The following is a 26,414-nucleotide window of genomic DNA, read 5'->3' on the forward strand; positions in this document are numbered from 1 at the left end:
GATTCCTCATGCCTTTCGTAAGCGTTCGCATCACCCGCGATGGCGTTACCTCTGAGCAGAAAGCTCAGGTGATCGCCGAAATCACTGAAACCCTGGAACGCGTTCTCAAGAAGGATCCGCACCTGACCCACATCGTGATCGAAGAAGTCGACACCGATAACTGGGGCTATGCCGGGATCACCACCACCCAGTACCGCAGGCAGCTGGCAGAGGCGGAGGACAAGTCATGACCGCGTCCGTCTCCATCGATTTCATCTCCGACGTGGTGTGCCCGTGGTGCGCCTTGGGTGCGACGGCGCTGGAGCAGGCGATCGAGAACGTGGCCGGTGAGGTTTCGGTGGAACTGACCTACAAGCCCTTCGAGTTGAACCCGGACATGCCGGCAGTCGGCGAAAAAGCGGTTGAGCATTTGATGCGCAAATATGGACGAACCGCCGAAGACGTCGCCGCCGGCAAGGCGATGCAGATCGAACGTGGCGCGGCCATCGGTTTCAAGTTCGATCTGGAGAAGCGCAGCCACTTCTACAACACGTTTGATGCTCACCGGTTGTTGATGTGGGCGTTGCAGGAAGGGCGGCAGGTCGCACTGAAGAAGATCCTGCTGCGCGCTTATTTCACCGACGGCCGGAACCCGAGCGATCGCGAGACGCTGGTGGGTCTGGCTGCTGAAGCGGGACTGGATGCGGCGGCTGCTCAAGAGGTGTTGGCGTCCGGTGCGTTCGCCAAAGAAGTGCGTGAGCTGGAAGAGTTTTACCGCCAGCGCGGCATCAATTCGGTTCCGGCCATGGTGCTGAACGGTCGTCACCTGGTGTCCGGTTCGCAGTCGGTCGAGTACTACGAACAGATGTTGAGACAAATGGCGAAGGCCCCCGCCGAAGCCTGATTACTTACTTTTTCAAACCATCATTTATTAGTAGAGGTTCATCATGAGCAATTCGAAGAAAGTCATCGTTATTACTGGCGCCTCCCAAGGTCTCGGCGCAGGCATGGTCAAGGCGTTCCGTGATCTGGATTACAAGGTTGTCGCCACTTCGCGCTCGATCAAACCGTCCACCGACCCGGACATCCTCACCGTGGCGGGCGACATCGGCAACCCGGAAGTCGCCCAGCAAGTCATCCGTGAAGCCATCGCACGCTTTGGCCGCATCGACACCCTGGTCAACAACGCCGGGATCTTCGTTGCCAAGCCGTTCACCGCGTACACCGCTGAAGACTACGCCACCGTGCTGTCGGTGAACCTGAACGGTTTCTTCTACATCACCCAACTCGCGATCACCGAGATGGAAAAACAGGGCAAAGGCCACGTCGTCAACATCACCACCAGCCTGACGGACCACGCAATTGACGGTGTGCCATCGGTACTGGCTTCGCTGACCAAAGGTGGCTTGAACTCGGCGACCAAATCCCTGGCCATTGAATACGCCAAACGCGGTATTCGTGTGAACGCGGTCAGCCCCGGCATCATCAAGACGCCAATGCACGGCGAAGAAACCCATGAAGCGCTGGGCAATCTGCACCCGGTCGGGCACATGGGCGAGATCAGCGACATTGCTCAGGCGGTTGTGTATCTGGACGGCGCCAACTTTGTCACCGGCGAGATCCTGCACGTTGATGGTGGTCAGAGCGCGGGTCACTAAGACCTGACCTGATCTGTCCACAGCGCCGTCGATCAATGTCGACGGCGTTTTCATTGGAGAGCGCACGATGACCACCCATGTTCACAAGGTTTTCCTGATCACTGGGGTCAGTTCAGGCTTCGGCCTGGCTTTTTCGCAAGCAGCGCTGGCGGCGGGGCACACGGTGGTGGGTACGGTGCGGCGCGAATCCGAGCGTGCGGCGTTCGAAGCACTGGACGCCCATCGCGCCAAAGCGTTCGTGCTCGATGTCACCGATTTTCCGGCGATCGAGCCGCTGGTGGCCGACATCCTGCGCGAGGTGGGCCAGATCGACGTGTTGGTGAACAACGCCGGTTATGGTCATGAGGGCATCCTCGAGGAGTCACCGCTGACGGAGATGCAGCGCCAGTTCGACGTCAATGTGTTTGGCGCGGTGGCAATGATCAAGGCAGTTCTGCCCGGTATGCGTGAGCGGCGCAGCGGGCATATCGTCAACATTACCTCCATGGCCGGCTTCATCACGTTGCCGGGCATCGCCTATTACAGCGGTAGTAAATTCGCCCTCGAAGGCGTGAGTGAAGCGTTGGCCAAAGAAGTGGAAAGTCTGGGCATCCACGTGACCGCCATGGCGCCCGGCTCGTTTCGTACCGAATGGGCAGGCCGCTCGATGATCCGTTCGGGTCGCACATTGAGTGAGTACGACGCGGTGTTCGATCCGGTCCGCAAGGCGCGTGAAGAAAAGAGCGGCAAGCAGGCCGGCGATCCGCACAAAGCGGCGCAGGCGTTGTTGACCCTGGTGGCTGCTGAAAAGCCGCCGGTTCATTTGTTACTGGGTAAGGATGCAGTGAGGCTGGTGCGCGAAAAGATTGCGCAGCTTCAGGCGGAAATTGACGCTTGGGAGCACCTTTCGGAGTCGACGGAGTTCGACTGATCGAAACCCTTGGGGCATAGAAACTCAAACCCCGGAAACAACAAAGCCCTCGTATTTCTACGAGGGCTTTGTTTTGTATGGTGCCGGCACCAGGAGTCGAACCCGGGACCTACTGATTACAAGTCAGTTGCTCTACCAACTGAGCTATACCGGCGTGTTGGGCGACGATTATAGCGATTGGGTTGGTTCTGTAAACCCCTGAATTCAGACTATTTTTGCATAGGCGTCAGGCCGGCCCCGCGGAGGCTTCTGCGGGGCCGGCCAATGCGATTGCTTTAAAGCATTACACGCCGTTTTTAACCGCTTGAATCAAGTCCTGACTCAGCACCTGCGCGGGCGCTACTTGCACGCTTTGCGTGTAAAACGGCGGCAGGTTTTGGGCCAGTGTCGACAACGCTTGGGCGGTGGTGTTGCCCGGCAGCAGCACGTATTGAAGGTTGGACGGATAGCTCTGCGGCACCGGGCCTTCCATGGTCGAACCGTATGCGCCGAAGGTCATCACGGCCTGCGGGGTGGTGGGGTCGGGGGCGTAGAGGAAGACGAAGGTGCCGTACTTCGGATGCGTCAGGTATTGCTCGGCCTGGGCGCGAACCGCCGGGTCGGGGTCGTTCATCAGGGTCCAGCGCATGACCGCGTAGTTGCGGGTGGTTTCCATGAACGCTGTACGAATGGGCGACTGGTTCTCGACGCCTCCCAGACACACCAGCAGGTTGCCGAATGGATCGATGAGGGCCACCGAGTTGAACACCGGGCTGTGCTGTGCGGTTTGTAACAGTGGCGGGGCGAGTTCTGCGCCGGGGTCGCGCGGGTTCGCCGATTGCACGGTCAACGCAAACGGGCTGAGCGCAGTCAGCGCTTGGCGGACTTTGCTGTTGGCCGGTAGGTTTGCCGGGTTTTGCAGTTGATCCGGCGGCAGACCGCTGTTATTGCTGGCCTCGCGCACGGTGTTGACGCTGGCGGAGAAGATCGAGCTGGTGAGGAAGTAAGCCGCTGAGTCGATGGTCTGGCCAGCAAACACCGGACTGGTCGAGCCCTGATAGGTCCGGCTGACAGGTGCCGCAATCGCGTAATAACCCCAAGTGTCCTGCGCCTGTTGGCGGATCTGCGGCGGCAGCGATGGAAAGGTGAACTGGCTGTTGTAGTTGATGCCTGCGTAGTCATCGATCGCACTGACGGCGACGTTAAATCCTGCAGTCAGCAGTGAACCGGCGCACATGGCGCACGGGTCAAGCGTGGTAACGACAGTCAACTGATTGGGCGGTGGCAGGTTCAATGGCGCGACGTTTTCGTAGTACCAGTCCACCAATTGCCGCTCGCCGTGGGCGGTCGGGTCATGAGGTAGGAAGTACGTGGTGCCACTGCCGGGGAAAGGCATCAGCACGTTGTTGTGCAGCGCGGCGATGACTTCGCCAGTTGCGTTGTTGATGATGGCACCACCCACCGCGAAAGTTTGCTGCAGCGCAGCATCAATGGCTTGGTTGGCGACGGCATCTACGGCTTCCTGCGCACTGTTCAATGTGCTCATGTTTTTCCCAGCTCCTTGCTGTTTGAACGCCAGGCAATTCTGGCGTTTGGCAAAGATAGTTGAGGTTTCGCAGGTTGTTATGTTGTTTTGGCTGAATGCTTATGCACAACGGGATCTGTTCCGCATCTACTTAGAGGCAAATTTGCGGACCCGTTCTCATTTGCTCGCAAATGCCTGTTTTTCCGCTTTTTTTACAGGTGTACGAAAATTGAACAGTTGTGTTTCAGCCCCTAAACAGCCGTATATATTGGATCCACGATAATTTCATCAACAGAGTTATCCACAGGTTGAGGCGCTTTTAGGGCGCTCAGCGAGGATCAGGAAGTTACGCGGGGTGAGCGCGCTTTCGCAGAAGGTGCCGAGGCGAACCGCATACCCTTGCTCGGAGAGGAAAAGGGCTCGATCGAGTACCAGCCACAGCTCCAGCGGGCGTCGGAAAAGTCCGCGCAGCAGCTCGAGATTGCGCACTTCGGCCAGTCGCTGCCAACCGGTAGCTTCGAGCGCTGGCCAATCTTGCGGTCCGATTGTGGATAACTCCTTTAGCGAGGCAAAATGATGGCAGTAATCGGCGAAGGATTTATCCAGCCAGGCGCTCGGTAGGGAAGGGGTGGGCAGGTATTCGTCAACGCCGCGCAGTTGCCGTTGCAGCAGGTCGAAACCCAGGCGCCGGGCCATGGAAGTATCGCGTTGGCGTCGGACGCGAGCGCCAGCGGTGACGGTTTCGCTCATCGGCAGCGAGAGATCTTCGAGCGACAGTTGTAGGTTGGATCGCATGCCCGCAGCGTAAAGCGTCTGATACTCGCTCACACTGATCCGGTTGTAGCAGCAAGGGGCGATGGCCAGCTGCTTGCAACCGGTGGCGCTCGCGAGTTGCATTAGCCGCACATGAAGATCACCGCAGGCGTGCAGCGCTACTGGTGTGTGGTCAGCATTCAATAAAGAGGCAGCACCGGGCGCGAGCACGTCTTGCTCGACATGAAGCGCATGCAAATGATGACGCTGGCTGAGGGCCTGGCCGCTGACGACCAGCGCCGGGTCGTATTCCACGCAAGTGAGCTGCTGACCGGTTTGCAACAGTCGTCGCCCCAAATGGCCCTTGCCCGAACACCAATCCAGCCAATGCTTCGGCGCGTCAGAAAATTTCAGCCGACTGGCAAACGCCTCGATCTGCTGCCACTTGCGCCCCGGCACATCGACATTCAGCCGATGGCCAGCTGCTTCGAGTGCATGAGCCGGCAATCCACCTACAGCGCTCAGTTCAAGGGAAAACGCCGCCAGTGAAGCGAAGGGCTCCGGCGCATCCAGAAGAGCAGGTTGGTTATGAGCATTTTCCGCATCCTCCAACGACCTGCCGCGTAGCCATACAGACAACTCGGGGTAGGACGCCTCCCAGGGAAGCTGCAGATGAGTAAACGGCCGAGGCTTCCACAGCGCCTCATGCTCAATCAGAAAAGCATCCAGCGCCGTGAAGCGGGCGAGTAACGCCTCGCCCGTCAGCACGCAGCAATCAACGCCCTTGGCAGGCATCGACGCGCAGCCAGCGCTCCAGCAGCTTGAAGCCGCGTACCAGCACGTAAGCCATCAGCAGATAGAACATGCCAGCGGCGAAGAAGATCTCCACCGGCAGGTAGGTCCGGGCAATGATGGTGCGGGCCATGCCGGTCAGTTCCAGCAGGGTCACGGTGCTGGCCAAGGCGCTGGCCTTGAGCATCAGGATGACTTCGTTGCTGTAGGCTGGCAGACCGATGCGTGTGGCACGGGGCAGGATGATGTAGACCAGCGCTTTTGCCCGGGACATGCCCAAGGCGCGCGCCGCTTCGATCTCGCCTGGCGGAATCGCCTGAATCGCGCCACGCAGGATCTCGGCGATGTAGGCCGCGGTGTGTAATGTCATGGTCGCCGTGGCGCACCAGAACGGATCGCGCAGGTACGGCCACATCGAGCTGTTACGGATCGCGTCGAACTGCGCCAGCCCGTAGTAGACCAGGAACAGTTGAACCAGCAACGGCGTACCACGGAAAAAGAAGATGTAGCCGTAGGGAATGGCCCGCACGTACCAAAGTCGTGATGAGCGGGCGATGCCCAGCGGAATTGCCAGCAGCAAACCGGCGATCACGGCGATGGCCACCAGTTCCAGGGTCAGCGTCGCGCCCTGAGCCAGTTTCGGCAGCCACTTGATGATGACTTCCCAGTTCATTGGGTGCTCCTCGCGAAGCCGCGAGCGGCGCGTTTTTCCATGAAGTACATGCCGGTCATGGCGAGAATCGTCAGGCCCAGGTACATGAACGCGGCCACCATATAAAAGGTGAACGGCTGTTTGGACACGGTCACGCCGATTTGTGCATGGCGCATGATTTCTTCCAGGCCGATGACCGACACCAGCGCGGTGTCTTTCATCAGGATCATGAACAGGTTGCCCAGCCCGGGCAGGGCGATGCGCCACATCTGCGGCATGATCAGTTTGGTGAAGATACGGAATTTCGACAGACCCAACGCCACACCCGCTTCGCGGTGACCTTTGGGGATAGCCAGAATCGCACCACGAAATACTTCCGTGGCGTAGGCGCCGAAGCACAGTCCCAGCGCAATCACGCCAGCGGCGAAGGCATTGAGTTCGAGGTCGGGGTTGCCGAAGAACTCGCCCAGGGCACGCATCAAGTTGACCGTGCCGAAGTAGATCAACAGCACCCAGAGCAATTCAGGGATGCCGCGAACCAGGGTTGAATAAGTGCCGCCAAGCCATTGCAGCGGCTTGTACGGGGAAGTCTTGGCCAAGGCGCCGAGCAGACCGAGCACCAGCCCCAGGCACAAGGCCGAGAGTGCCAGTTTCACAGTCATCAGCGCGCCAGCGGCAAGCGCCGGGCCGAATCCGTAGAGATCGATAGTCATGGATTTCTTTTCAAATCGCGGCAGGCAATGCCAGGGACTGGCGCCGTCAAATAACGGCGCCGGCCCGGCAGGTCAGAATCAATAGATGCTGAACGGGAAGTACTTGTCGTTGATCTTTTTGTAGGTGCCATCAGCGACGATTTCTTTCAGTGCGGTGTTCAGCTTCGTACGAATCTCATCGCCTTTACGTACAGCGATACCGATCTTGTCGCTTTCTTCCACCGGGTCGCCTTTGAATTCGTAAGGTCGGCCGGCGTCGCTTTTCAGCCACTCGTAGTTGACGTACTTGTCCGCCAGGATGCCGTCCAGACGACCTGAGGTCAGGTCGAGGTAGGCGTTTTCCTGGGTGTCGTAGAGTTTGACTTCAACGCCTTCCATGTTGTCTTCCATCCAGGTGCCGGCGAGGGTCGCACGTTGTGCGCCGATCACTTTGCCTTGCAGGGAATCCTTGTCGGTTTTGAAGTCGACGTCTTTTTTGGCGATGAACTGCAGCTTGTTGGAGTAGTACGGGTCGGTGAAGTCCACCGCTTGCTTGCGCTCGTCGGTGATCGACATCGAGGAGATCAGGAAATCGAATTTCTTGGCGTTCAGGGCCGGAATGATGCCGTCCCAGTCAGACGTGACCACGGTGCATTCGACTTTCATCTTGGCGCACAGAGCGTCGCCGATTTCTTTGTCGAAGCCGACGACATTGCCACTGGCATCTTTGTTGTTGAACGGCGGGTAGGCCGCTTCGATGCCCATCTTCAAGGTCTCGGCGGCAGCACCGGCGCTGAAGGCCAGAGTGACGGCAGCAGCCAGGAAGATTTTTTTGTAGTTCTGCATGCGGGTAGCTCCGTTAGCGGTTGCTGGACATGAATTGTTTGCAGCGCGCCGAAAGCGGGTTTTCGAACACCTGCTGTGGCGATCCTTGCTCTTCTACCAGGCCCTGGTGGAGGAACACCACCTCGCTGGACACCTGACGGGCGAAGCCCATTTCATGGGTGACCAGCAGCATGGTGCGGCCTTCTTCGGCCAATGCGCGGATGACATTAAGTACTTCCTGGACCATTTCCGGGTCAAGGGCAGAGGTGGGCTCGTCGAACAGGATCACCTTGGGCTGCATGGCCAGCGTGCGGGCGATGGCCGCGCGTTGTTGCTGGCCGCCGGAGAGTTGCGCCGGGTAGGCGTGGCGTTTGTCAGCGATGCCGACCTTGGCCAGCAAGGCTTCGGCGACTTCGATGGCTTCAGCCTTGCTCTGACCGAGGACGCGGCGCGGCGCTTCGATGATGTTGTCGAGCACGCTCATGTGCGGCCAGAGGTTAAAGTTTTGAAACACAAAACCGATCTCGCTGCGCAGGCGATTGATCTGCTTGCCATCGGCAGCAACCAATTCGCCGTTCTTGGCGGCTTTGAGCTTGAGTTCTTCGCCGGCCACCAGGATTTGTCCCTGATGCGGGTTTTCCAACAGGTTGATGCAACGAAGGAAGGTGGACTTGCCGGAACCGGAAGAACCCAGGATCGAGATCACGTCGCCGTCGCGGGCGGTCAGCGAGATGCCTTTGAGCACCTCAAGCTGTCCGTAGCGTTTGTGCAAGTTGCGGATTTCAAGCGCGGGCGTGGCCTCAGCCATGTGCGTTCCTCATAAGTATTTCGCTCCTGCTGTTGGCGGCCTTCCTGGCGAGGCGGCCAAGCTAGCATAGCGTCTGAATGCCAGCCAACAGCGCTACGGGCGGTAAACGGGTGACCTGTGGCAGGTTGTCGCATCGGTACAGCAGACTGTCGCGCTGCTATCAACCGAACAGCCGTTTGAACCAGACGCCCCGCGGCTGTCCCGTAAAAAAGGGCGCGATGTTGCCAGCTTTGACGGGGGGTTGGAAGCGCTAACCGGCCAAACGTTCCTGAACCGCACTTTTATTGTGCGTCGCTATATTTTTGGCCGTGTTTCTGGTGCGCTGTTTCGTTCTTAAAGTGGGTCGCAGGGTAACGCTCTGGCGAATTGCCATTAATCTCAATGAGTTGCGATGACTGTCCGGTCAAGCGGAGAGCCCCATGCTTGGGCGTTTTGAAACATTTTGGCGCAATTATTGCGTGCAGAATCCGGAACGCCCCGTTGGTTTCTTTTTACGAGAAGGAACGCCAGACGGGATGGATGCAAATCGCTTTCCCTTACAAAGGTAGTTTCAATGAGCAGTACCCCAAGCTCCAATGGCCTCGAACAGGGGCTCAAACCGCGTCATGTGACCATGTTGTCGATCGCCGGGGTTATCGGCGCCGGCCTGTTCGTGGGCTCCGGCCACGCCATCGCCGCTGCAGGCCCGGCCGTGCTGTTGGCCTACGCTGCCGCCGGTATGCTGGTGGTGCTGGTGATGCGCATGCTCGGCGAAATGGCCGTGGCTTCGCCGGACACAGGCTCCTTCTCGACGTACGCCGATCGCGCGATCGGTCACTGGGCCGGTTTCACCATCGGTTGGCTCTACTGGTGGTTCTGGGTGTTGGTGATTCCGCTGGAAGCCAACGCCGCCGCGACCATCCTGCACGCCTGGTTCCCGAATGTGGCGATCTGGGCCTTCACCTTGATCATCACCTTGCTGCTGACGGTGACCAACCTGTTCAGCGTGAAGAACTACGGTGAGTTCGAATTCTGGTTCGCCCTGGTCAAAGTCATCGCAATTATCGGTTTCATCGGTCTCGGCATTCTGGCGATCTTCGGCTTCCTGCCGAACAGCCAGGTCAGCGGCGTTTCGCACCTGTTTGATACCCAGGGCTTCCTGCCAAACGGCATGGGCGCAGTGTTGGGCGCGATCCTGACCACCATGTTTTCCTTCATGGGCACCGAGATCGTGACCATCGCAGCCGCGGAATCGAAGAACCCTGGCCAGCAAATCTCCAAGGCCACCAACTCGGTGATCTGGCGGATTGGCTTGTTCTACCTCGTATCGATCTTCATCGTTGTGGCCCTGGTGCCATGGAACGACCCGGTACTGGCCGCCGTCGGCTCCTACCAGACCGTGCTTGAACGCATGGGCATCCCGAATGCCAAGCTGATCGTCGACATCGTGGTGCTGGTTGCTGTGACCAGCTGCCTGAACTCGGCGCTGTACACGGCCTCACGCATGATGTTCTCCCTGGGCAAGCGCGGTGATGCACCGGCCGTTTCCCAGCGCACCAACAAGAGCGGCACGCCGTACTGGGCCGTCATGCTGTCCACTGGTGCTGCGTTCATCGCGGTTTTCGCCAACTACGTGGCCCCGGCCGCCGTGTTCGAATTCCTGCTGGCCAGCTCCGGCGCTATCGCGCTGCTGGTGTACCTGGTGATCGCCATCTCGCAATTGCGTATGCGCAAGCAGCGCGTGGCACGCGGTGAAAAAATCGCCTTCAGCATGTGGCTGTTCCCGGTCCTGACCTACGCGGTGATCATCTTCATCGTTGCGGCCCTGACCATCATGCTGTTCCAGGAAGCGCATCGCGTGGAGATCCTCGCGACCGGTTTGCTGAGTTTGCTGGTGGTGGCTGCCGGTTTGTTTGTGGCTCGTCGTCGCAAGCTGCAGAAGATGGGTGCGGTGGTGCTGAACTAATTCGTACCGCATAACGCAAAACGGCCGCTGTCAGTGATGACAAGCGGCCGTTTTTGTTTCTTCCTGGTAGCGCACACCTTGTAGCAGCTGGCGAAGCCTGCGTTCGGCTGCGAAGCAGTCGTAAAACCTGCGCACGAGGTAATTCTGAAGGACCGCATTGTCTGACTTCACGACTGCTTCGCAGCCGAACGCAGGCTTCGCCAGCTGCTACAGATTGCGTTATGGCTTGACCGGTGTTTACTCAGCCTTTTCTTCCAGAGCATCCAGCGACTCGCGATAGCTGTCGAGCGCCGTGCCGAAGTCAGTGATGAACTGCGGATCCGTCAGCCAGGCCTGGGCGGTGTCGCGGTCCATGCCGTCGGCCCACATGCGGTAATCGATCAGCATGTCGGCGGCCAGGTGAGTGGCGGCCATGGCTTCGTTGTCGGCGTTTTCCATGTCCAGCAGTTCTGGATGGTCGCTGATGATGCTGGCGAGGTTCGACAGCAAGGTCAGCAACATGTCGTTGCGGCTGGTGGCTTCTGCGTCGCGCATTTTGCTGAACATTGCCAGGGTGTATTCCGGGACCTGCTCGCCGATTTCACCCAGATCATCGTCCAGTGCGACGGGTTTTCTACCGTGGATATTGATTTGCTTGGCTTTGATCTTGGCGCGTTTGGCGCGTTTCTGTTGCTTGTTCAGGGAGGCCATGGGAACTCAGTTTGCTTTCTGTTGGGTTTGAGCCGCGATGGCGTCGGACGCCGCCACGTAGTCGGCCTGGAAGGCCGGTGATTCGATCCACGCCAATGCGCCGGCTTCGTCGACTTCGGTGGACCATTGGCGATATTCGATCAGCGCTGCGACGATAAAGTCTGTCGCTGTTTCTTCGCCTTCCTGCTCCAGCACCAGCGCGAGCAGCGGGTGTTCAAGAAACGCCGCGCACATGGCTTGTTGGCTGATCTTTTGCGCGTCGATCATTTCTTTGAACAGGTCGGTAAGGTCCACCGATTCGAAGTCGATGCGGTCGTCGTTCGGGTCCAGCTCGACCGGCGCGGCGGCCCGTTGGGTGCGGTTTTGCTTGGCCTTGGCTTTAGCGCGTGTGGCGCGTTTGTTCTGCTTGTTGGCGGATGCCATGGGCGTCGTTCCGTATTCCGTTGAGTGGGCGCATCAGTCAGTTGCGTGGCACTAGCCGCCCAGGTGTGTCGGGGGCCAGTTTGCCGGTCTGCAACCAGGACAATGCAATGGGCCATAGTGTGGCTTGGTATGGGCTACGAAAAAAGGCGAAATGTCCGACTTCTTTTTCGCCGATGTCTTCGGGGGTGATCCGCAAGTGGGCGTTCGTGCTGTTGGTGAAGTAACCCAGCAGCCGTTCGATGGCTGGAATCGTGCCGTAAGGATCGTCGCTGATGCTGATGGCCAGGTTTTGTGCGGTGACGGATGAGAAGGGCAGTCGCCCGGATTTTGCGTGAAGGACGCGACCGCTGGGGCGTTTCTCGTAGTGCGCGGTGGGCATGCTCCAGTCGCGAACCACGCCAGCGGGGGTGTCTTCTAGCCAGCCGAGACGTTTGCCGGGGAAGTAACCGCAAAGCAATGTCATCAACGGCATCACCAGATGCCACTTGCCGAACATCCGCCAGCGATGGGCGGGCGCGTAATCGCGCCAGTAAGCGAATTGCGCACCGACGGTCACCAGACGTCGAATCATATGCCCGGAAGCTCCCAGGCCCGCTGCACAGCCTCCAAAGCTGTGGCCTACAACATCGATGGGTTGCCCGGGAAATTCACGCTGAGCGCGCTTGAGCATCGCCTCAAAGTCCAGCGCGCCCCAATCTGACCATGAAGCCCGAAGCCCTTTCAGCGACGCGGGTCGCGATTCGCCGATGCCACGGTAGTCGTAAGTGATCACGTCGAAGCCGTTGGCGTACAGGTAATCGGCGAAGCGTGAGTAGTGGCGACAGCGGACTGAGGTGGCGGCGTTGATGATGACGACCGGGCGGGTAGCGTCCTGACGGGGGTGCCTCCAGGTAAAGCCGCCAAGGATGAAGCCGTCTGCGGCGGGCTCCTTGAAAGAGTCACCGGGTGTGCCGGTGGGTAACGGCAGTTCAAGTTGTGTCGGGGCCAGTGAAGGCATGTCCTGCAAATTCATCGGCTTTGGACCTTTACGGTTAGCCAATCACCATAGTCTTCACGTCGTTTATGAACAATCCACCCGTGCTTATCGGGGCATCTGCTTGAGTAATCGCTCCTCAAGCACCGCCCATTCCCGATCCAGTTCTGTGCGAAGTTCCTCCTCGCTCGGCAGTACCAGTCTGTAGGTACTGGCGAACAGTTGTTCGTTGCCTTGCAGCACTGAATAGCGAACCACCGATTCATCTTTTTGCGCGCAGAGAATGAGGCCGACGGTGGGACCATCCTCCGGTCCGCGCTTGAGGTCGTCGTACATGCGCACGTACATGTCCATCTGGCCGACATCCTGGTGGGTCAGTACGCCGCGCTTGAGGTCGAAGATGACGAAGCACTTGAGCAGGTAGTTGTAGAACACCAGATCGATGTAGAAGTCTTTACTCTCGGTACTGATACGTTGCTGGCGAGCGATGAAGGCGAAGCCTTTGCCCAGTTCGAGCAGGAAGCCCTGGAGTTGATTGATCAAGGCTTGTTCAAGTTCGCTTTCCTGGATCAAGCCCGCATTGGGCAGGCCGAGAAACTCCAGTAGCACTGGGTCCCGGATGAAATCCCGAGGGCTGGCGTTCATTTGCTGGATATTGGTGGCGGCTTCCTGTTTGACGGCGGCCCGGTCGCGGCTCGCCAGCAAGCGTTCGTAATAGAGGGTATTGATCTGGCGCTCGAGGGCGCGACTTGACCAGTTCTGCAGGGCTGATTCGTTCATGTACCAATGGCGAGCATTGTCGTTGTCGACTCGTAGCAGTCTGCGGTAGTGGGTCCAGCTCAATTCGGAACGCACTGCGTTCCAAATTGGAAAGGTCTGATAAAAGTCCCGCATGTATCGGAGGTTGCGTTCGTCAAAACCTTTCCAGAACCCCGACGTCAGTACTTTCGCCAGCGTCGACAGTAGCTGCTTTCCATAGCCCCCCCGCCGGGCCCCCTCCTGCTCGAACTCCACAATATGCCGTCCGATCTGCCAGCAGGTTTGCACCTGGACGGTATCGACCGCACGTAGCACCTTCTGCCGCGCCTGACGGATCAATTCGCCAAGATTGCCAAGCAGTGAGGCGAGTTGCGGGTCTTGGGTGTTATCGGGTTTGAGTGCGCTCATGAAATCTTCCGCGGCTGGATGAACAGGCAGAAGAGGATTGCAGGTGTGGGTCGGTCGGCGATGCCGGGCGCGGCTGGTAAACCGGAAGGAAAGTCCGACTGGTTTTGCGGGATCACGGCGACGGCAATCCGCGCTTGAAGAATACAACGTGTAGTCCGATTCGCAGTGAACCCAAGTACTAATCAATCTAAAACTTGAGCATTCAGCGAGAAATCTAAAAGGAGTAACGATAGGGCTCTGTGGAGCCCGGGAGTCGCCATCATGAAGTACGTCCATTCACTCATGTTGCCCATCGCCGCAGTCGGCGTGTTGATGTTTCCAGCCATTTCACCGACCGCCAGCCTGGAGCCTATCGACAGCTCGGGCGTGCAAGTCCAGAGGCAAGAGCAAAACGGGATCGCTTACTTGTCCGGCGGTGTTGGCGAGGATGAGTCAAAGGCCATCCAGCAAGCCACTGGGTACAACCTGCACATGACCTTCTCCACCGGGCCTGCGAGCCAATACATTCCCGACGTGGATGTAATCATCCAGAAAGTCGAGGGGCAGCCCGTGCTGACACTGAGTGAGGCGGGTCCGCTGGTCTACGTTCAGCTGCCTCCCGGCAAGTACACAGTTGTCGCCACGCATAAAGGTGAGGTGCGGCGTGAAACGGCGGATGTAGGCAGCGGCGCCGCTCGCAACCTGGTCTTCCACTGGGGGACTGAGAACTAGCGACGACTGCGTAGCGTCATCAACTAAATCCCAGACATAAAAAAACCCTGAATCTTGCGATTCAGGGTTTTCGGTATTTGGGCGGGGCCGGTCGGCTGCAATCAAAATTGAAGGCAATAAGCGCTGATCAGCGCCGACCGGTAATCATAACGAAGCCAATGAGTTGATGACCGCAACGCGCAAAGGATTGGTCTCTACGCTCAGCAACTTGATGGCTAAGGCGCAGCAGACCACGATCAACATGGGTTTAATCAACCGTGGACCGACCCGGACAGCGGCTCGTGCACCCAATTGAGCACCGATGAAGGCCGCCAAAGCCATGGCTATGGCAATCGGCCAGATAATCACACCCTTGGTAATGAAGACCGCCAGAGAGCCCAGGTTGCATGAGGCGTTGGCAAGTTTGGTGAAACTCATGGCCCGCATCATGCCCAAGCCGCAGAGAAGTACAAACGCGACAATAAAAAAAGAGCCCACACCGGGGCCAAATATGCCGTCGTAAAAGCCCAGGATCGGCGCCACGGTAAACGAAAAAAGCAGAATACCGATTCTCTTGCGTCGATCTTCATTGGCCAGTTTTGGAGAAAACGAAAAATAGATGGCTACCAGAATCAGCATGATAGGCACGCAAACTTCCAGATAGCGCTTATCAATAGAGCTGACCAGCAATGCACCACTGGCACCGCCAATAAATCCGCAGATAACCAGGAAGCGGCCTTCGCGCCACTCAATCATTCCTTTGCGAGCAAAGGTTACAGTTGCCGAAATAGTTGCCGACGCGGCCTGGAATTTGTTCGTTGCAATTGCACTGATCGGATCTACGCCCGCCAGAAACAAGGCCGGCAAGGTGATCAAGCCGCCACCACCGGCAATCGCATCAAAAAAACCGGCGCAAAAAGCGACGAGCGCCAACATGCCAATGACATCCCAAGACATTACATTCCCTCTTTTTCGTTATTGGCCAGTCATCAAATGACGGGTCGTTCAACGGCCTGAATACTTGAAAAATCAGCCCTGCAGCAGTAACGGGTCCTCTGAAATAACGAGAGGGGAAGAAAATTTTGAAAGTCCGAAAATGCGAACAAGGACTCGTCTGTTGTCTTTGATGACATCGCGACAGTGCAAGGCCCGGATGTTATTGATGGCCATGGCCGACTCCTGGGTCAGCGTGTATTCAATCGGGGTTGCCTCGCCCACGCCCAGGCAAAGGGCGGTGTAAGCCGTTTTGACAAAGGTCGAGACGTTGTCATTGACCGAAAAGCGATACGAGTTAAAGCGGGCTGCGAACCCGACCTTGTCGTCGAACTCCAGAATCGAAACGTTGCGCCCATCTTCCCCTTTGCCACTGACAAAGGAGTCACTACGAGTGAACTGGAAGCTATCCGTGGTCAGTGCGAGGCAGTGGGTGACGCCAATTTTTTCGAGTATGGGAGGTAGTGGAATGACCCGCGTAGGTTCCAGGCTCGGGTTCCACAAGGCGGAAAGTATGAGCGACGACGGAGAGGGCGAGTGCCCGTCTTTCGCGCTCACGGCGCACCAGTAAGGCGCCTCGGTATGCGGACCAAGAGCGAGGCCGGAATGGGAACTCAGTTCGTTGATTTCCGGCTCGGCATTGATTTTGATGAGCCCGCCACCCTTGAAGTTGGCCACCAATCGAACCAGTTTTCCTTCGTTGTCCATGTCATAGGCAAAGGCACTGTTATCCACCAGTTTCAACAAGATCTGATTACGGGCGGCCAGGCAAAGGACGTCGTATCGATTTTCCAGGGATGTCAGGTCGGGTAGTTCATTTGGAGGGCTGACATCGGTGATTTTTTGCAGCCCTTCAAAGATCAACACGCAAACAAGGCCATCGGAGTAGGCACCCAGCAGTTCGCATTGGTCTTTCGAAAACGAGCGCTTTAATTCGGTGGCTGCCAGAGAGGCTTTGGACTTGGCTCCTGGTGCCTGCGGCCCGCCGATGGCGGCCAGCGCTTCAGCGAAGTAGTGAAGCAATGTTGACTGCCGATGATCAAAGCTGAACGTTCTGATTTCCTGTTCAGTAAGCTCAGCGGTTTCGACGTCCGGTTTAATAGCGTCAATCATTGTCAACATCCTGTTATGTATCTGCTCCCGGTTATGCGGCAGCTCCTGTTCCGATTCTGCCCAATCCGATGATCAGCGTATGTCATCCATTTCCGTTAAAGCATACGGAGCGTTCCGACAGGCCCGAGAGACTATCAAGAAGGGCCGATCACCAATGCCTGTAATGCTTGTCGGGATTCGGTCTCGGCAAGCGTTACAGGCGCGTGCTGGCGTCGACAGGTGGTGGGGAATTGATGCTTCGTCCGGCGCTTCGATAATGCTGGAACAGTGCCTCATCAAATCGCAGACATAAAAAAACCCTGAATCTTGCGATTCAGGGTTTTCGGTATTTGGTGCCCAGAGACGGAATCGAACCGCCGACACGGGGATTTTCAATCCCCTGCTCTACCGACTGAGCTATCTGGGCAACGGGGCGCATTAAACTGGTTTTTCAGGGGGTCGTCAAGAAAGTTTTCAAAAAAATTTTAATTATTACCGTCGCTTACGTTCCGACCCTCGAAAAAGCGGGATTATTCAGCCGGCGGAACGTAGCCGTCAGCCTTGGCGTATTCCTCGCCGGAAAAGAACTTGTCCATCTCGCCCTGAAGATATTTGCGGTCTTCGGCGTTCATCATGTTCAGGCGTTTTTCGTTGATCAGCAGAGTCTGGTGCTTTTGCCAGTCTGCCCAGGCTTTGGCCGAGACGTGGTCAAAAATGTCCTGACCTTTTGCGCCTGGAAATGGAGCGCGCTCCAGGGCGGGCAATTCTTCTTTGTACTTGCGGCACATGATGGTGCGGGTCATGACGACTCTCCTGCGTTCAATACGGCGGCCGCGCGTTCGAGCAAGGTTTTGACCGGGGCGGCAAGGCCCAGGCGCGGCGGGGTGGCGAGGTTATACCAGAGCCAGTCGGCCTCGGCCACGTGATGGCCGGCCTCCTGGACCTGAACCAGCCAGGGTTCGATGGACAACTGAAAATGACTGAAGGTGTGTACCAGGCTCGGCAGCGCCTGTTGGCTGCCAAGCTCCAGCGAATGCTGCGAAGCCAGATGTTGCAGGTCGTCGAGGTCGTCGAGTTCCGGCAGGCTCCATAGACCGCCCCACAAGCCCGTGGAAGGGCGACGGTAAAGCAGAATCGCGCCGTCACCGTTGGCGAGCATCGGCATCAGCGTGCGCTTCTGTGGCACGGCTTTGCGCGGTTTGGGGATCGGGTAGCGCGTCTCCAGGCCAAGCATGTGCGCTTCGCAGCCCTTTTCGAGCGGGCAGAGCAGGCAACTCGGCTTGCTACGGGTGCAAAGCGTGGCGCCCAGATCCATCATCGCCTGGGTGTAGGCGTTGACCCGATCATGCGGCGTAAAGCGCTCAGCGTTCGCCCACAGCTGTTTGGCGACCTTTGGCTCGCCCGGATAACCCTCTTGCGCAGTAAAGCGCGCCAGCACCCGTTTGACGTTGCCGTCGAGGATCGGCGCCCGCAGGCCCATGCTCAGGCTGGCGATGGCGCCCGCCGTGGACAAACCGATACCCGGCAGCTCCGTGAGTTTTTCGACATCCCGCGGAAACTCGCCGCCGTATTCGGCGACAACAATCTTCGCGGTCTTCTGCAGATTGCGTGCGCGGGTGTAGTAACCGAGGCCGGTCCACAGGTGCAGGACTTCGTCTTCCGGCGCAGCGGCCAGGGCTTCGACCGTCGGCAACGAGGCCATGAAGCGGTCGAAGTAGTTCAGCACGGTGCTGACCTGGGTTTGTTGCAGCATGATTTCCGAAACCCACACCCGATACGGTGTGATGCCCTGTTGCCAAGGCAAGTCGTGGCGGCCGTGGCGGTCGTACCAGTCCAGCACCGCCGATGAAAACTGCTCGGCTCTCATCGCTTGAACAGCCCCTTCAAAGCATTTTTCAGTTCCGGGCTGACTTTGTCGCCAAGCTTCTCGTCGATTTTTTCGCTGATTTTTTCGCCAGCCAGTTTGCTCGCGACCTGACCCATGCGTTCGTTATCGAGACGGCAAGCCTTGGCGCCCAGTTCCAGCGGGCCACGGCAGCGCAGCGGCCACTCGATGCCGACGAACTTCTCGCCGACCTGGCAGGCCGGGTCCGGCATGTCGCTCTTGTCGCCTTCGACGATAACGCCCACGCGGTAATCCATGCCCAGCACCCGCAGATCGACATCGCCGTCGCCGTTGACGGTCATGCCCGGGATGCGCACTTTCAGGTCCGGGTTGCTGGCCACGCCGTTACGGAAGGTCAGGTTGCCCTTGAGCTCCTGGAAGGGTGTGTCCTTGCCCCGTGGCTCGCCGCTGAGGGATTTACGGTTCAGGGTGGCGATGCCTTTGCACAGCTGTTGTTCCAGGTTGGCATTGAGCAGCACGCCGTTGTTGATGATGAAACTGGCGTTGCCGTTGAGGGTTTCGATCAGCGCTTTCTGGCTGTTGCCGCTGCCGGTCAGGTTGCTGTTGAGTGTCACCAGACCTTTGACCGGTGGGTTTTTTCCCTGGCTTTCAAGGATTTTTTCCACCGGTACTTTGGTGATGCTCGTCTGCATGTTCAGCGCTGGCACCTGTTGGCGCACGTCGAGCGTACCTTTGGCGTCGAAGTTGCCGTCGTACAGGTCGCCGCGCAGATTCTCCAGCGTCAGCAGACCGCCCTGGCCTGTGGCCTTGAGCGCAGCGTTCTGGATCGGCAATTTATCGAGGGTCAGTTGGCCGAAGGTCAGGTCAGCGTCCACATCGAGTTTGCTCAGGCGTTCCACCGGCAGCAGGCGCTCGTTGCTCCAGGCATCTTTGGTGGGTGCGTTCGGCAGCGGGGTGTTGCCCGGGCCAGCCATGGCGTCGGCTTCGGTGCTGGCCACTTCGGCCTGACGCACCTGCGTCGCACTGTTGGCTTCGGCGGATTTTGGTGGCAGATATCGGTCGACGTTGAAGGTGTCGGCCTTGAGGGTCGCCCGCAGCGATTGCTTGGCGAAGTCCTCGACGGCGATGCGCCCGCTGAAGGTGCTGTCGTCGACTTTGAGGTTGATGTTGTCCAGGATCACGCTGGTCGGTGTGCCGGCAAGACGGCTGACCAGTTCGACTTTGCTCAGGCTGCCTTCAGCCATCGCCGGAAGCTTCTGGCCGATGCTGTCGATGAATTTCGCCAGATCGAACTGGGCGATCGACAGGCCGCCGCTGATTTGCGGAGTTTTATCGAGGTCGTTGACCTTCAGTTCACCCAATGCACGCAGTTGGTTGGCGGAGATCTTGATGCCGGTCCATTCGGCGACATTCGCCGCTTTATCCAGCAGCAACTGGCCTTGGGCGGCGAAGGTCATGGTTTTGCCTTGCAGCGGATCGCCAGCCACTTCGCCAGAGAGTTTCATGTCTTCGAATTTGTAGCGCTGCAGTGCGCGTTCGAAACGCAGCTCGCCGTTGAGCTCGGTACGGACACGCAAGACCGGCTGGTTGGTGCCCAGGAACGCGGTGAGTTTGATCGGGATGTTGGTGGAGTCATGCACCGGCCCGGTACTCAGCTGGATGCTTTCGGCGCTGAATTGCTTGCCGGTTTTCTCGTCGCTGTATTCAACGCGGGCGTTGTTGACGGTCAGGCTGTCGATGTCCAGGCGAATCGGCTGGGCCGGTTTTTCCGCTTGGACGGTGGTCTCAGTCGCGGGTTCGCCAGTGGTCGCGGGCGGTGTAGCGGGGGTGGCTGGCGCCGGTGTCTTGCCGATGTCTTGCCAGTTGCCGTGGCCGTCCTTGTCGCGGGTCAGGCGCAGGTTCAGGCCCTCGACGCGTACATCGCTCATCTGCACTTCACGGCGCAGCAGCGGCAGCACGCGAACCGACAGGCCGAGCATCTGCAAGTCAGCGAACGGCTCGGTGGGTTTGGCCAGGGTCGCGACGCTGGCTTCGTGCAATTCCAGGCCCAGCCACGGGAACAGGCTCCAGCCGATATCGCCATTGAGCGTCAGCTCGATGTGGGCCTTGTCGCGGGCTATCTGGCGAATCTCGTCTTTATAGTCGTTGGGATCAAAGAGGTGGGTCAGGGCAAAGCCCAGCGCCACAATGATCAGCAACAGCCCGAGAAGTACCAGACCCAGGATTTTGCCGAACGCTTTCATGGGCGAGTCCTTGTAGTTAGTCGAATTCGAAATTTAGCCGGGGAGTATAGCGCTCCGCAGCGGACGACCGGTCAGCGATCACGTCGGCAACTCATCCAGCGGCATTTTCAGTTTGGCCGCCAGCGCTTGTGCCTCCAGATGCCCGGCAGGCGCCAACAGACGCAATGTCGCACCCGCTTGCGACGCCATTTTCTGCGCTTCGTTCACCAGCCGCTCGGCCACGCCACGACGACGGGTAATTTTTCGTACACATAGTTGGGACAGGTGCCAGACATCCTGGTGTCGTTGCAGGCGTGCCGCGCCTAACAGTCGATCGTTGAAGCGGCCAGCGATCAGCGAGCCGTCCAGCAGGCAGGCTTCGATCAGCTGCAAATCTCCGGCAAACGGGGCAAACAGCCAGTCCGGTGCATCGCGGTAGATCTTCTGCAGATCTTGCTGATCCTGATAAGTGGCTTCGTTTAGCGGCTCGACAATGATCGGCATGAGGGCTCCTTCAGTGGTACGAGAACTGATGACATACAAAAGGTGATATCACTTTGATTTTTCTGTCACGTACAGATGGTAACCTCTGCCGGTTCGTCCGTCCTTCTGCGACGTGAAGTCGCACCAAAACGGAGCTTCAGCCTGAAAAAACAGTCATGCGTGCGCATAAAGGCTGGGGGTGAGGAGTGGCTGGCGAACCATACTAATAATTGGGGGATACACAATGACCACGAGCATCACGGCGGACGGCCTCAAAGCCGACCAGCCCGCGTTCCTGTCCAAGGAACGCATCATCGCCAAGCCCGGTTTCAACCGTTGGCTGGTACCACCGGCCGCCCTGGCCATCCACCTGTGCATCGGCATGGCCTACGGCTTTTCGGTGTTCTGGTTGCCATTGTCCAAAGCGCTGGGCGTGACCAAGGCAGTGGCCTGCGCGCCGGACATGAGCTTCATCTCGCAAGTCTTCTCGTCCCAATGTGACTGGCCGATCTCGATGCTCGGCTGGATCTACACCCTGTTCTTCATTTTCCTCGGTTGCTCGGCCGCCATTTGGGGCGGCTGGCTGGAACACGCCGGGCCACGCAAGGCTGGCGTTGTATCGGCACTGTGCTGGTGTGGCGGTCTGCTGATTTCAGCGCTGGGGGTCTATACCCACCAGATATGGCTGATGTGGATCGGCTCCGGGGTCATTGGCGGTATCGGCCTGGGCCTGGGTTACATCTCGCCCGTATCGACCCTGATCAAGTGGTTCCCGGACAAGCGCGGCATGGCGACCGGCATGGCAATCATGGGTTTCGGTGGTGGCGCGATGGTCGGTGCTCCGCTGGCCGCAGCCTTGATGGGCCACTTCGCTTCGCCAACCAGCGTCGGCGTGTGGCAGAGCTTCCTGGTGATGGCCGCGATCTACTTCGTGTTCATGATCGGTGGCGCACTGTCCTACCGCGTTCCGCCAACCGGCTGGAAGCCTGAAGGCTGGACCGCCCCGGCGAAGAAAGCTTCCAACGCGATGATCACCCACCGTCACGTCCACGTGAATGTGGCGTGGAAAACCCCGCAATTCCGTCTGGTGTGGCTGGTGCTGTGCCTGAACGTTTCGGCGGGTATCGGCATCCTCGGCATGGCTTCACCGCTGTTGCAGGAAGTGTTTGCCGGTAAATTGCTGGGTAACGGTCTGACTTTCGGTCAGCTCGACGCTTCGCAACTGGCCTCGATCGCTGCAATTGCTGCCGGTTTTACCGGTTTGCTGAGCCTGTTCAACATCGGTGGCCGGTTCTTCTGGGCCTCGTTCTCGGATTACCTGGGCCGCAAAAACACTTATTTCGTGTTCTTCGCTCTCGGTTTTGCGCTGTACGCGCTGATCCCGAACCTCGGTCACCTGGGCAACGTTGCGCTGTTCGTGGCGGCCTTCTGCATCATCCTGTCGATGTACGGCGGTGGTTTTGCGACTGTCCCTGCGTATCTCGCGGACCTGTTCGGCACGCAAATGGTCGGCGCGATCCACGGTCGTCTGCTGACGGCCTGGGCGGCGGCGGGTGTGTTGGGTCCGGTGTTGGTGAACTACCTGCGTGAGTATCAGCTGAGCATCGGCGTTGAACGCGCCGCGGCTTACGACATCACCCTGTACATCCTCGCGGGCCTGCTGGTGCTGGGTTTCATCTGCAACCTGCTGGTGCGTCCGGTGGCTGACAAGTACTTCATGACCGACGCTGAACTGGCCGCCGAACAGGCGCTGGGCCATGACAAAGGTGCTGACAGCAGCACCGTGCTGGAATGGAAAGCGGCGCCGGGCAGCAAGCCGCTGGCGATTGCGGCGTGGCTGGTGGTGGGTATTCCGTTGGCGTGGGGTGTTTGGGTGACCCTGCAGAAAACGGCAGTCTTGTTCCACTAAGGTGTTCATGGGCTGACAACATCCAGCCCTGAATAAACACCGACCCTGTGGGAGCGAGCCTGCTCGCGAAGACGGAGTGTCAGTCGACATCAGTGTTGGCTGAACCACCGCTTTCGCGAGCAGGCTCGCTCCCACAGTTGTTTTGCAGTGCCCAAAATGGCTTGTATGGACATGTCTATCCCCGACAACACGGGATTCACTCCGTCAGTCATATCACCTCCCGTGTTTCTGTTTGGCGCCCGCGCCCCTATAATGGTTGCCTTTTTCGCCCAATGATTTTGCGGAGCTGGTGATGGCCGAACGTAAGGCGTCAGTCGAGCGCGATACTCTGGAAACCCAGATCAAAGCCTCGATCAACCTGGATGGCACCGGAAAGGCCCGATTTGATATCGGTGTACCTTTTCTTGAGCACATGCTGGACCAGATCGCCCGTCACGGGCTGATCGACCTGGATATTGTCAGCAAGGGCGACCTGCATATCGACGACCACCACACGGTGGAAGACGTCGGTATCACTTTGGGTCAGGCCTTCGCCAAAGCCATCGGCGACAAGAAAGGCATCCGTCGCTACGGCCACGCCTACGTGCCGCTCGATGAAGCGTTGTCGCGTGTGGTGATCGACTTCTCCGGCCGCCCTGGCCTGCAGATGCACGTTCCCTACACCCGCGCCACCGTTGGCGGCTTCGACGTTGACCTGTTCCAGGAATTCTTCCAGGGCTTCGTCAACCACGCGCTTGTCAGCCTGCACATCGACAACCTGCGCGGCACCAACACCCACCACCAGATCGAAACCGTGTTCAAGGCATTCGGCCGCGCACTGCGCATGGCGGTAGAGCTGGATGACCGCATGGCCGGTCAGATGCCGTCGACCAAAGGCGTTCTGTAATGCAGACGGTCGCGGTTATCGATTACGGCATGGGCAACCTGCACTCGGTGGCCAAGGCCCTCGAGCACGTCGGTGCCGGCAAGGTCTTGATCACCAGCGATGCCGACGTGATTCGCGAAGCCGACCGGGTGGTTTTCCCCGGCGTCGGCGCGATTCGCGACTGCATGGCGGAGATCCGTCGCCTGGGCTTCGATTCGCTGGTGCGCGAAGTCAGCCAGGACCGCCCGTTCCTCGGCATCTGCGTCGGCATGCAAGCCTTGCTCGACAGCAGTGAAGAGAACGACGGCGTCGACTGCATCGGCCTGTTCCCGGGCGCGGTGAAGTTCTTCGGCAAAGACCTGCACGAAGACGGCGAACACCTGAAAGTCCCGCACATGGGCTGGAACGAAGTGAAGCAGACGGTAAGTCACCCGCTGTGGCACAACATTCCGGACCTGGCGCGTTTCTACTTCGTGCACAGCTACTACATCGCTGCCGGCAACCCGCGGCAAGTGGTGGGCGGCGGTCACTACGGTGTCGATTTCGCCGCAGCGCTGGCCGATGGCTCGCGTTTCGCCGTGCAGTTCCACCCGGAGAAGAGCCATACCCATGGCCTGCAATTGCTGCAGAACTTCGCCGCGTGGGATGGTCGCTGGTAAATGGCCGTCAAGAAGAAGCCGCCGATCCTGACCCTCACTCCCGAACAGGAGAACGAGGCCAATCACAAGATCAAACGCTTTATGGAAGATCGCTTCGAACTGGACCTGGGTTCGTTCGAAGCGGCTGAAATTCTTGAGCTGTTTACCCGCGAAATTGCGCCGCACTATTACAACAGGGCGATTTTCGATGTGCAGACGCACCTTAAAGAAAGGTTCGAAAGCATCGAAAGCGACCTGTGGGCGCTCGAGAAAAACTGATTTTCGAGCGAAGCTGAACAATCGAATTTGAAGGTTTGCCAGATGCTGATTATTCCCGCTATCGATCTTAAAGACGGTGCCTGTGTTCGTCTGCGCCAGGGCCGCATGGAAGATTCCACGGTGTTCTCCGATGACCCGGTGAGCATGGCTGCCAAGTGGGTGGAAGGCGGTTGCCGCCGTCTGCATCTGGTCGACCTGAACGGCGCCTTCGAAGGCCAGCCGGTCAACGGCGAAGTGGTCACCGCCATCGCCAAGCGCTACCCGAACCTGCCGATTCAGATCGGCGGCGGTATCCGCTCCCTGGAAACCATCGAACACTACGTGAAGGCGGGCGTGAGCTACGTGATCATCGGCACCAAAGCTGTGAAAGATCCAGCTTTCGTTGCTGAAGCCTGCCGCGCGTTCCCGGGCAAGGTTATCGTCGGTCTGGATGCCAAAGACGGTTTTGTCGCCACTGACGGTTGGGCTGAAATCAGCACCATTCAGGTGATCGACCTGGCCAAGCAATTCGAAGCCGACGGCGTGTCCGCGATCGTTTATACCGACATCGCCAAAGACGGCATGATGCAGGGCTGCAACGTTTCGTACACCGCCGCTCTGGCCGCTGCGACGAAGATTCCGGTGATCGCTTCCGGCGGTATCCACAATCTGGGTGACATCAAGTCGCTGCTCGACGCGAAGGCGCCAGGCATCATCGGCGCCATCACCGGCCGGGCGATCTACGAAGGCACCCTCGATGTCGCTGAAGCGCAAGCTTTCTGCGATTCGTACAAAGGCTGAGGACTCACCATGGCGCTGGCCAAACGCATCATCCCTTGCCTGGACGTGGATAACGGCCGGGTGGTCAAGGGCGTCAAGTTCGAGAACATTCGCGACGCCGGCGACCCGGTGGAAATCGCCCGTCGCTACGACGAGCAAGGTGCCGACGAGATTACCTTTCTCGACATCACCGCCAGCGTCGACGGTCGCGACACCACGCTGCATACCGTCGAACGCATGGCCAGCCAGGTGTTCATCCCGCTGACCGTGGGTGGCGGTGTGCGTACCGTGCAGGACATTCGCAACTTGCTCAATGCCGGCGCGGACAAGGTTTCGATCAACACCGCTGCGGTGTTCAACCCGGAATTCGTCGGCGAAGCGGCTCAGCATTTCGGCTCGCAGTGCATTGTCGTCGCCATCGACGCGAAGAAAGTTTCCGGTCCGGGCGAAACCCCACGCTGGGAAATCTTCACCCACGGTGGTCGCAAACCAACCGGTCTCGACGCCGTTGAGTGGGCAAAGAAGATGGAAGGCCTTGGTGCCGGTGAAATCCTGCTGACCAGCATGGACCAGGACGGCATGAAAAACGGCTTCGACCTGGGCGTGACTCGCGCTATCAGCGATGCCTTGGGCATTCCGGTAATCGCGTCCGGCGGTGTCGGCAACCTGCAGCACTTGGCCGACGGCATTATCGAAGGCCACGCCAGCGCGGTATTGGCGGCGAGTATTTTCCACTTCGGCGAATACACCGTGCAGGAAGCCAAGGCCTACATGGCCCATCGCGGCATCGTGATGCGGTAAACAAACCGATACAGGCCAGTGGACATCATGGCGGGCTCAAGGCACTCTTGGGTACGCCATGGATTC

Annotated in this window: 28 protein-coding genes and 2 tRNA genes; 12 read left to right on the forward strand and 18 right to left on the reverse strand. The window is 58.6% G+C overall.

Annotated features, from left to right (window positions below; translation table 11 throughout):
* Positions 1-8: 8 nt before the first annotated feature.
* The 4 genes from EAH74_RS19775 to EAH74_RS19790 all read left to right on the forward strand — a co-directional run bounded on the left by EAH74_RS19775 (position 9) and on the right by EAH74_RS19790 (position 2,547).
* Positions 9-230 carry a tautomerase family protein gene (locus EAH74_RS19775; RefSeq protein ID WP_033058337.1) on the forward strand — a complete coding sequence of 74 codons (222 nt, stop codon included), beginning with the start codon at positions 9-11 and terminating at the stop codon, positions 228-230.
* Complete coding sequence (locus EAH74_RS19780; protein ID WP_140680524.1) at positions 227-883, forward strand: DsbA family oxidoreductase; 657 nt, start codon at positions 227-229, stop codon at positions 881-883. Before EAH74_RS19775 ends, EAH74_RS19780 begins: the two co-directional genes overlap by 4 nt.
* Positions 884-926: 43 nt before the next feature.
* Positions 927-1,637: an SDR family NAD(P)-dependent oxidoreductase gene (locus EAH74_RS19785; protein WP_140680526.1), complete on the forward strand. Its 711-nt coding sequence runs from the start codon at positions 927-929 to the stop codon at positions 1,635-1,637.
* Positions 1,638-1,704: 67 nt separating this feature from the next.
* Positions 1,705-2,547, forward strand: coding sequence for an oxidoreductase (locus EAH74_RS19790; RefSeq protein WP_140680528.1), 843 nt, complete (start codon positions 1,705-1,707; stop codon positions 2,545-2,547).
* A gap of 78 nt (positions 2,548-2,625) precedes the next feature.
* On the opposite strand, the gene EAH74_RS19795 is transcribed toward EAH74_RS19790, so the two are convergent.
* The 7 genes from EAH74_RS19795 to EAH74_RS19825 form a co-directional block, all read right to left on the reverse strand.
* Positions 2,626-2,701 (reverse strand) — tRNA-Thr (locus EAH74_RS19795).
* Positions 2,702-2,830: 129 nt separating this feature from the next.
* On the reverse strand, positions 2,831-4,072 hold the full coding sequence (locus EAH74_RS19800) for a nucleoside deaminase (protein ID WP_140680530.1): 1,242 nt from the start codon (positions 4,070-4,072) through the stop codon (positions 2,831-2,833).
* A 276-nt stretch (positions 4,073-4,348) separates the two neighbouring features.
* Positions 4,349-5,599: a methyltransferase gene (locus tag EAH74_RS19805; protein WP_140680532.1), complete on the reverse strand. Its 1,251-nt coding sequence runs from the start codon at positions 5,597-5,599 to the stop codon at positions 4,349-4,351.
* A complete protein-coding gene (locus tag EAH74_RS19810; protein WP_140680534.1) occupies positions 5,580-6,269 on the reverse strand; it encodes an ABC transporter permease in 690 nt (229 codons plus the stop codon). Before EAH74_RS19810 ends, EAH74_RS19805 begins: the two co-directional genes overlap by 20 nt.
* Entirely contained in the window at positions 6,266-6,961 is a 696-nt protein-coding gene (locus EAH74_RS19815; protein WP_134419580.1) for an ABC transporter permease, read from the reverse strand. Before EAH74_RS19815 ends, EAH74_RS19810 begins: the two co-directional genes overlap by 4 nt.
* A gap of 78 nt (positions 6,962-7,039) precedes the next feature.
* Positions 7,040-7,786, reverse strand: a complete 747-nt coding sequence (locus EAH74_RS19820) for an ABC transporter substrate-binding protein (protein ID WP_140680536.1) — start codon at positions 7,784-7,786, stop codon at positions 7,040-7,042.
* Between the two features lie 13 nt (positions 7,787-7,799).
* A complete protein-coding gene (locus EAH74_RS19825; protein WP_007897462.1) occupies positions 7,800-8,573 on the reverse strand; it encodes an ABC transporter ATP-binding protein in 774 nt (257 codons plus the stop codon).
* Between the two features lie 553 nt (positions 8,574-9,126).
* On the opposite strand from EAH74_RS19825, the gene gabP reads away from it, so the two are divergent.
* Positions 9,127-10,518: a GABA permease gene (gene gabP, locus EAH74_RS19830; protein WP_140680538.1), complete on the forward strand. Its 1,392-nt coding sequence runs from the start codon at positions 9,127-9,129 to the stop codon at positions 10,516-10,518.
* 237 nt (positions 10,519-10,755) lie between these two features.
* Here the strand turns inward: gabP and EAH74_RS19835 are convergent, their stop codons facing one another.
* The 4 genes from EAH74_RS19835 to EAH74_RS19850 form a co-directional block, all read right to left on the reverse strand.
* Positions 10,756-11,208: a hypothetical protein gene (locus tag EAH74_RS19835; protein ID WP_140680540.1), complete on the reverse strand. Its 453-nt coding sequence runs from the start codon at positions 11,206-11,208 to the stop codon at positions 10,756-10,758.
* 6 nt (positions 11,209-11,214) lie between these two features.
* Positions 11,215-11,631 (reverse strand): hypothetical protein, encoded by a 417-nt coding sequence (locus EAH74_RS19840; protein WP_140680542.1) that lies wholly within the window; start codon positions 11,629-11,631, stop codon positions 11,215-11,217.
* Positions 11,632-11,668: 37 nt separating this feature from the next.
* Positions 11,669-12,643 carry an alpha/beta hydrolase family protein gene (locus EAH74_RS19845; protein WP_140680544.1) on the reverse strand — a complete coding sequence of 325 codons (975 nt, stop codon included), beginning with the start codon at positions 12,641-12,643 and terminating at the stop codon, positions 11,669-11,671.
* Positions 12,644-12,712: 69 nt separating this feature from the next.
* Positions 12,713-13,771, reverse strand: coding sequence for a PDDEXK nuclease domain-containing protein (locus EAH74_RS19850; protein ID WP_140680545.1), 1,059 nt, complete (start codon positions 13,769-13,771; stop codon positions 12,713-12,715).
* A gap of 261 nt (positions 13,772-14,032) precedes the next feature.
* Between EAH74_RS19850 and EAH74_RS19855 the strand changes: the two genes are divergently transcribed.
* A complete protein-coding gene (locus EAH74_RS19855; protein WP_140680547.1) occupies positions 14,033-14,482 on the forward strand; it encodes a carboxypeptidase regulatory-like domain-containing protein in 450 nt (149 codons plus the stop codon).
* A gap of 144 nt (positions 14,483-14,626) precedes the next feature.
* On the opposite strand, the gene EAH74_RS19860 is transcribed toward EAH74_RS19855, so the two are convergent.
* From EAH74_RS19860 to EAH74_RS19890, 7 genes are all read right to left on the reverse strand, one after another.
* The gene (locus EAH74_RS19860; RefSeq protein ID WP_140680549.1) at positions 14,627-15,418 is read right to left on the reverse strand and encodes a TSUP family transporter; all 792 of its coding nucleotides are present in this window, start codon (positions 15,416-15,418) and stop codon (positions 14,627-14,629) included.
* Between the two features lie 72 nt (positions 15,419-15,490).
* Positions 15,491-16,567, reverse strand: a complete 1,077-nt coding sequence (locus EAH74_RS19865; RefSeq protein ID WP_140680551.1) for a hypothetical protein — start codon at positions 16,565-16,567, stop codon at positions 15,491-15,493.
* A 330-nt stretch (positions 16,568-16,897) separates the two neighbouring features.
* Positions 16,898-16,973: transfer RNA gene (locus EAH74_RS19870), tRNA-Phe, on the reverse strand.
* Between the two features lie 103 nt (positions 16,974-17,076).
* Entirely contained in the window at positions 17,077-17,349 is a 273-nt protein-coding gene (locus tag EAH74_RS19875; protein WP_008149405.1) for an oxidative damage protection protein, read from the reverse strand.
* The gene (mutY, locus tag EAH74_RS19880) at positions 17,346-18,413 is read right to left on the reverse strand and encodes an A/G-specific adenine glycosylase (RefSeq protein ID WP_140680553.1); all 1,068 of its coding nucleotides are present in this window, start codon (positions 18,411-18,413) and stop codon (positions 17,346-17,348) included. Before mutY ends, EAH74_RS19875 begins: the two co-directional genes overlap by 4 nt.
* Positions 18,410-20,635, reverse strand: coding sequence for an AsmA family protein (locus EAH74_RS19885; RefSeq protein ID WP_140680555.1), 2,226 nt, complete (start codon positions 20,633-20,635; stop codon positions 18,410-18,412). The genes mutY and EAH74_RS19885 overlap by 4 nt, the downstream gene beginning before the upstream one ends.
* 78 nt (positions 20,636-20,713) lie before the next feature.
* A complete protein-coding gene (locus tag EAH74_RS19890; RefSeq protein ID WP_140680557.1) occupies positions 20,714-21,118 on the reverse strand; it encodes an acetyl-CoA sensor PanZ family protein in 405 nt (134 codons plus the stop codon).
* Positions 21,119-21,341: 223 nt separating this feature from the next.
* Between EAH74_RS19890 and EAH74_RS19895 the strand changes: the two genes are divergently transcribed.
* The 6 genes from EAH74_RS19895 to hisF all read left to right on the forward strand — a co-directional run bounded on the left by EAH74_RS19895 (position 21,342) and on the right by hisF (position 26,348).
* The gene (locus EAH74_RS19895; RefSeq protein ID WP_140680559.1) at positions 21,342-23,006 is read left to right on the forward strand and encodes an OFA family MFS transporter; all 1,665 of its coding nucleotides are present in this window, start codon (positions 21,342-21,344) and stop codon (positions 23,004-23,006) included.
* A 292-nt stretch (positions 23,007-23,298) separates the two neighbouring features.
* Positions 23,299-23,892, forward strand: coding sequence for an imidazoleglycerol-phosphate dehydratase HisB (hisB, locus tag EAH74_RS19900; protein WP_003218037.1), 594 nt, complete (start codon positions 23,299-23,301; stop codon positions 23,890-23,892).
* Complete coding sequence (hisH, locus tag EAH74_RS19905; protein ID WP_033058292.1) at positions 23,892-24,530, forward strand: imidazole glycerol phosphate synthase subunit HisH; 639 nt, start codon at positions 23,892-23,894, stop codon at positions 24,528-24,530. Before hisB ends, hisH begins: the two co-directional genes overlap by 1 nt.
* Positions 24,531-24,788: a DUF2164 domain-containing protein gene (locus EAH74_RS19910; protein ID WP_008024930.1), complete on the forward strand. Its 258-nt coding sequence runs from the start codon at positions 24,531-24,533 to the stop codon at positions 24,786-24,788.
* A 42-nt stretch (positions 24,789-24,830) separates the two neighbouring features.
* Positions 24,831-25,568 (forward strand): 1-(5-phosphoribosyl)-5-[(5-phosphoribosylamino)methylideneamino]imidazole-4-carboxamide isomerase, encoded by a 738-nt coding sequence (gene hisA, locus EAH74_RS19915; RefSeq protein WP_007897434.1) that lies wholly within the window; start codon positions 24,831-24,833, stop codon positions 25,566-25,568.
* Positions 25,569-25,577: 9 nt separating this feature from the next.
* Positions 25,578-26,348, forward strand: coding sequence for an imidazole glycerol phosphate synthase subunit HisF (hisF, locus tag EAH74_RS19920; protein WP_007972752.1), 771 nt, complete (start codon positions 25,578-25,580; stop codon positions 26,346-26,348).
* Positions 26,349-26,414 lie beyond the last annotated feature (66 nt).

Origin of the sequence: Pseudomonas mandelii (assembly GCF_006438925.1) — a bacterium.
Lineage (GTDB): Bacteria > Pseudomonadota > Gammaproteobacteria > Pseudomonadales > Pseudomonadaceae > Aquipseudomonas > Aquipseudomonas mandelii_C.

Bases quoted from the DNA above. Each gene is read 5' to 3' on its own strand.
- EAH74_RS19775 (WP_033058337.1), top strand. From the start codon at position 9: ATGCCTTTCGTAAGCGTTCGCATCACCCGCGATGGCGTTACCTCTGAG.
- EAH74_RS19780 (WP_140680524.1), top strand. From the start codon at position 227: ATGACCGCGTCCGTCTCCATCGATTTCATCTCCGACGTGGTGTGCCCG.
- EAH74_RS19785 (WP_140680526.1), top strand. From the start codon at position 927: ATGAGCAATTCGAAGAAAGTCATCGTTATTACTGGCGCCTCCCAAGGT.
- EAH74_RS19790 (WP_140680528.1), top strand. From the start codon at position 1,705: ATGACCACCCATGTTCACAAGGTTTTCCTGATCACTGGGGTCAGTTCA.
- EAH74_RS19800 (WP_140680530.1), bottom strand. From the start codon at position 4,072: ATGAGCACATTGAACAGTGCGCAGGAAGCCGTAGATGCCGTCGCCAAC.
- EAH74_RS19805 (WP_140680532.1), bottom strand. From the start codon at position 5,599: ATGCCTGCCAAGGGCGTTGATTGCTGCGTGCTGACGGGCGAGGCGTTA.
- EAH74_RS19810 (WP_140680534.1), bottom strand. From the start codon at position 6,269: ATGAACTGGGAAGTCATCATCAAGTGGCTGCCGAAACTGGCTCAGGGC.
- EAH74_RS19815 (WP_134419580.1), bottom strand. From the start codon at position 6,961: ATGACTATCGATCTCTACGGATTCGGCCCGGCGCTTGCCGCTGGCGCG.
- EAH74_RS19820 (WP_140680536.1), bottom strand. From the start codon at position 7,786: ATGCAGAACTACAAAAAAATCTTCCTGGCTGCTGCCGTCACTCTGGCC.
- EAH74_RS19825 (WP_007897462.1), bottom strand. From the start codon at position 8,573: ATGGCTGAGGCCACGCCCGCGCTTGAAATCCGCAACTTGCACAAACGC.
- gabP (WP_140680538.1), top strand. From the start codon at position 9,127: ATGAGCAGTACCCCAAGCTCCAATGGCCTCGAACAGGGGCTCAAACCG.
- EAH74_RS19835 (WP_140680540.1), bottom strand. From the start codon at position 11,208: ATGGCCTCCCTGAACAAGCAACAGAAACGCGCCAAACGCGCCAAGATC.
- EAH74_RS19840 (WP_140680542.1), bottom strand. From the start codon at position 11,631: ATGGCATCCGCCAACAAGCAGAACAAACGCGCCACACGCGCTAAAGCC.
- EAH74_RS19845 (WP_140680544.1), bottom strand. From the start codon at position 12,643: ATGAATTTGCAGGACATGCCTTCACTGGCCCCGACACAACTTGAACTG.
- EAH74_RS19850 (WP_140680545.1), bottom strand. From the start codon at position 13,771: ATGAGCGCACTCAAACCCGATAACACCCAAGACCCGCAACTCGCCTCA.
- EAH74_RS19855 (WP_140680547.1), top strand. From the start codon at position 14,033: ATGAAGTACGTCCATTCACTCATGTTGCCCATCGCCGCAGTCGGCGTG.
- EAH74_RS19860 (WP_140680549.1), bottom strand. From the start codon at position 15,418: ATGTCTTGGGATGTCATTGGCATGTTGGCGCTCGTCGCTTTTTGCGCC.
- EAH74_RS19865 (WP_140680551.1), bottom strand. From the start codon at position 16,567: ATGATTGACGCTATTAAACCGGACGTCGAAACCGCTGAGCTTACTGAA.
- EAH74_RS19875 (WP_008149405.1), bottom strand. From the start codon at position 17,349: ATGACCCGCACCATCATGTGCCGCAAGTACAAAGAAGAATTGCCCGCC.
- mutY (WP_140680553.1), bottom strand. From the start codon at position 18,413: ATGAGAGCCGAGCAGTTTTCATCGGCGGTGCTGGACTGGTACGACCGC.
- EAH74_RS19885 (WP_140680555.1), bottom strand. From the start codon at position 20,635: ATGAAAGCGTTCGGCAAAATCCTGGGTCTGGTACTTCTCGGGCTGTTG.
- EAH74_RS19890 (WP_140680557.1), bottom strand. From the start codon at position 21,118: ATGCCGATCATTGTCGAGCCGCTAAACGAAGCCACTTATCAGGATCAG.
- EAH74_RS19895 (WP_140680559.1), top strand. From the start codon at position 21,342: ATGACCACGAGCATCACGGCGGACGGCCTCAAAGCCGACCAGCCCGCG.
- hisB (WP_003218037.1), top strand. From the start codon at position 23,299: ATGGCCGAACGTAAGGCGTCAGTCGAGCGCGATACTCTGGAAACCCAG.
- hisH (WP_033058292.1), top strand. From the start codon at position 23,892: ATGCAGACGGTCGCGGTTATCGATTACGGCATGGGCAACCTGCACTCG.
- EAH74_RS19910 (WP_008024930.1), top strand. From the start codon at position 24,531: ATGGCCGTCAAGAAGAAGCCGCCGATCCTGACCCTCACTCCCGAACAG.
- hisA (WP_007897434.1), top strand. From the start codon at position 24,831: ATGCTGATTATTCCCGCTATCGATCTTAAAGACGGTGCCTGTGTTCGT.
- hisF (WP_007972752.1), top strand. From the start codon at position 25,578: ATGGCGCTGGCCAAACGCATCATCCCTTGCCTGGACGTGGATAACGGC.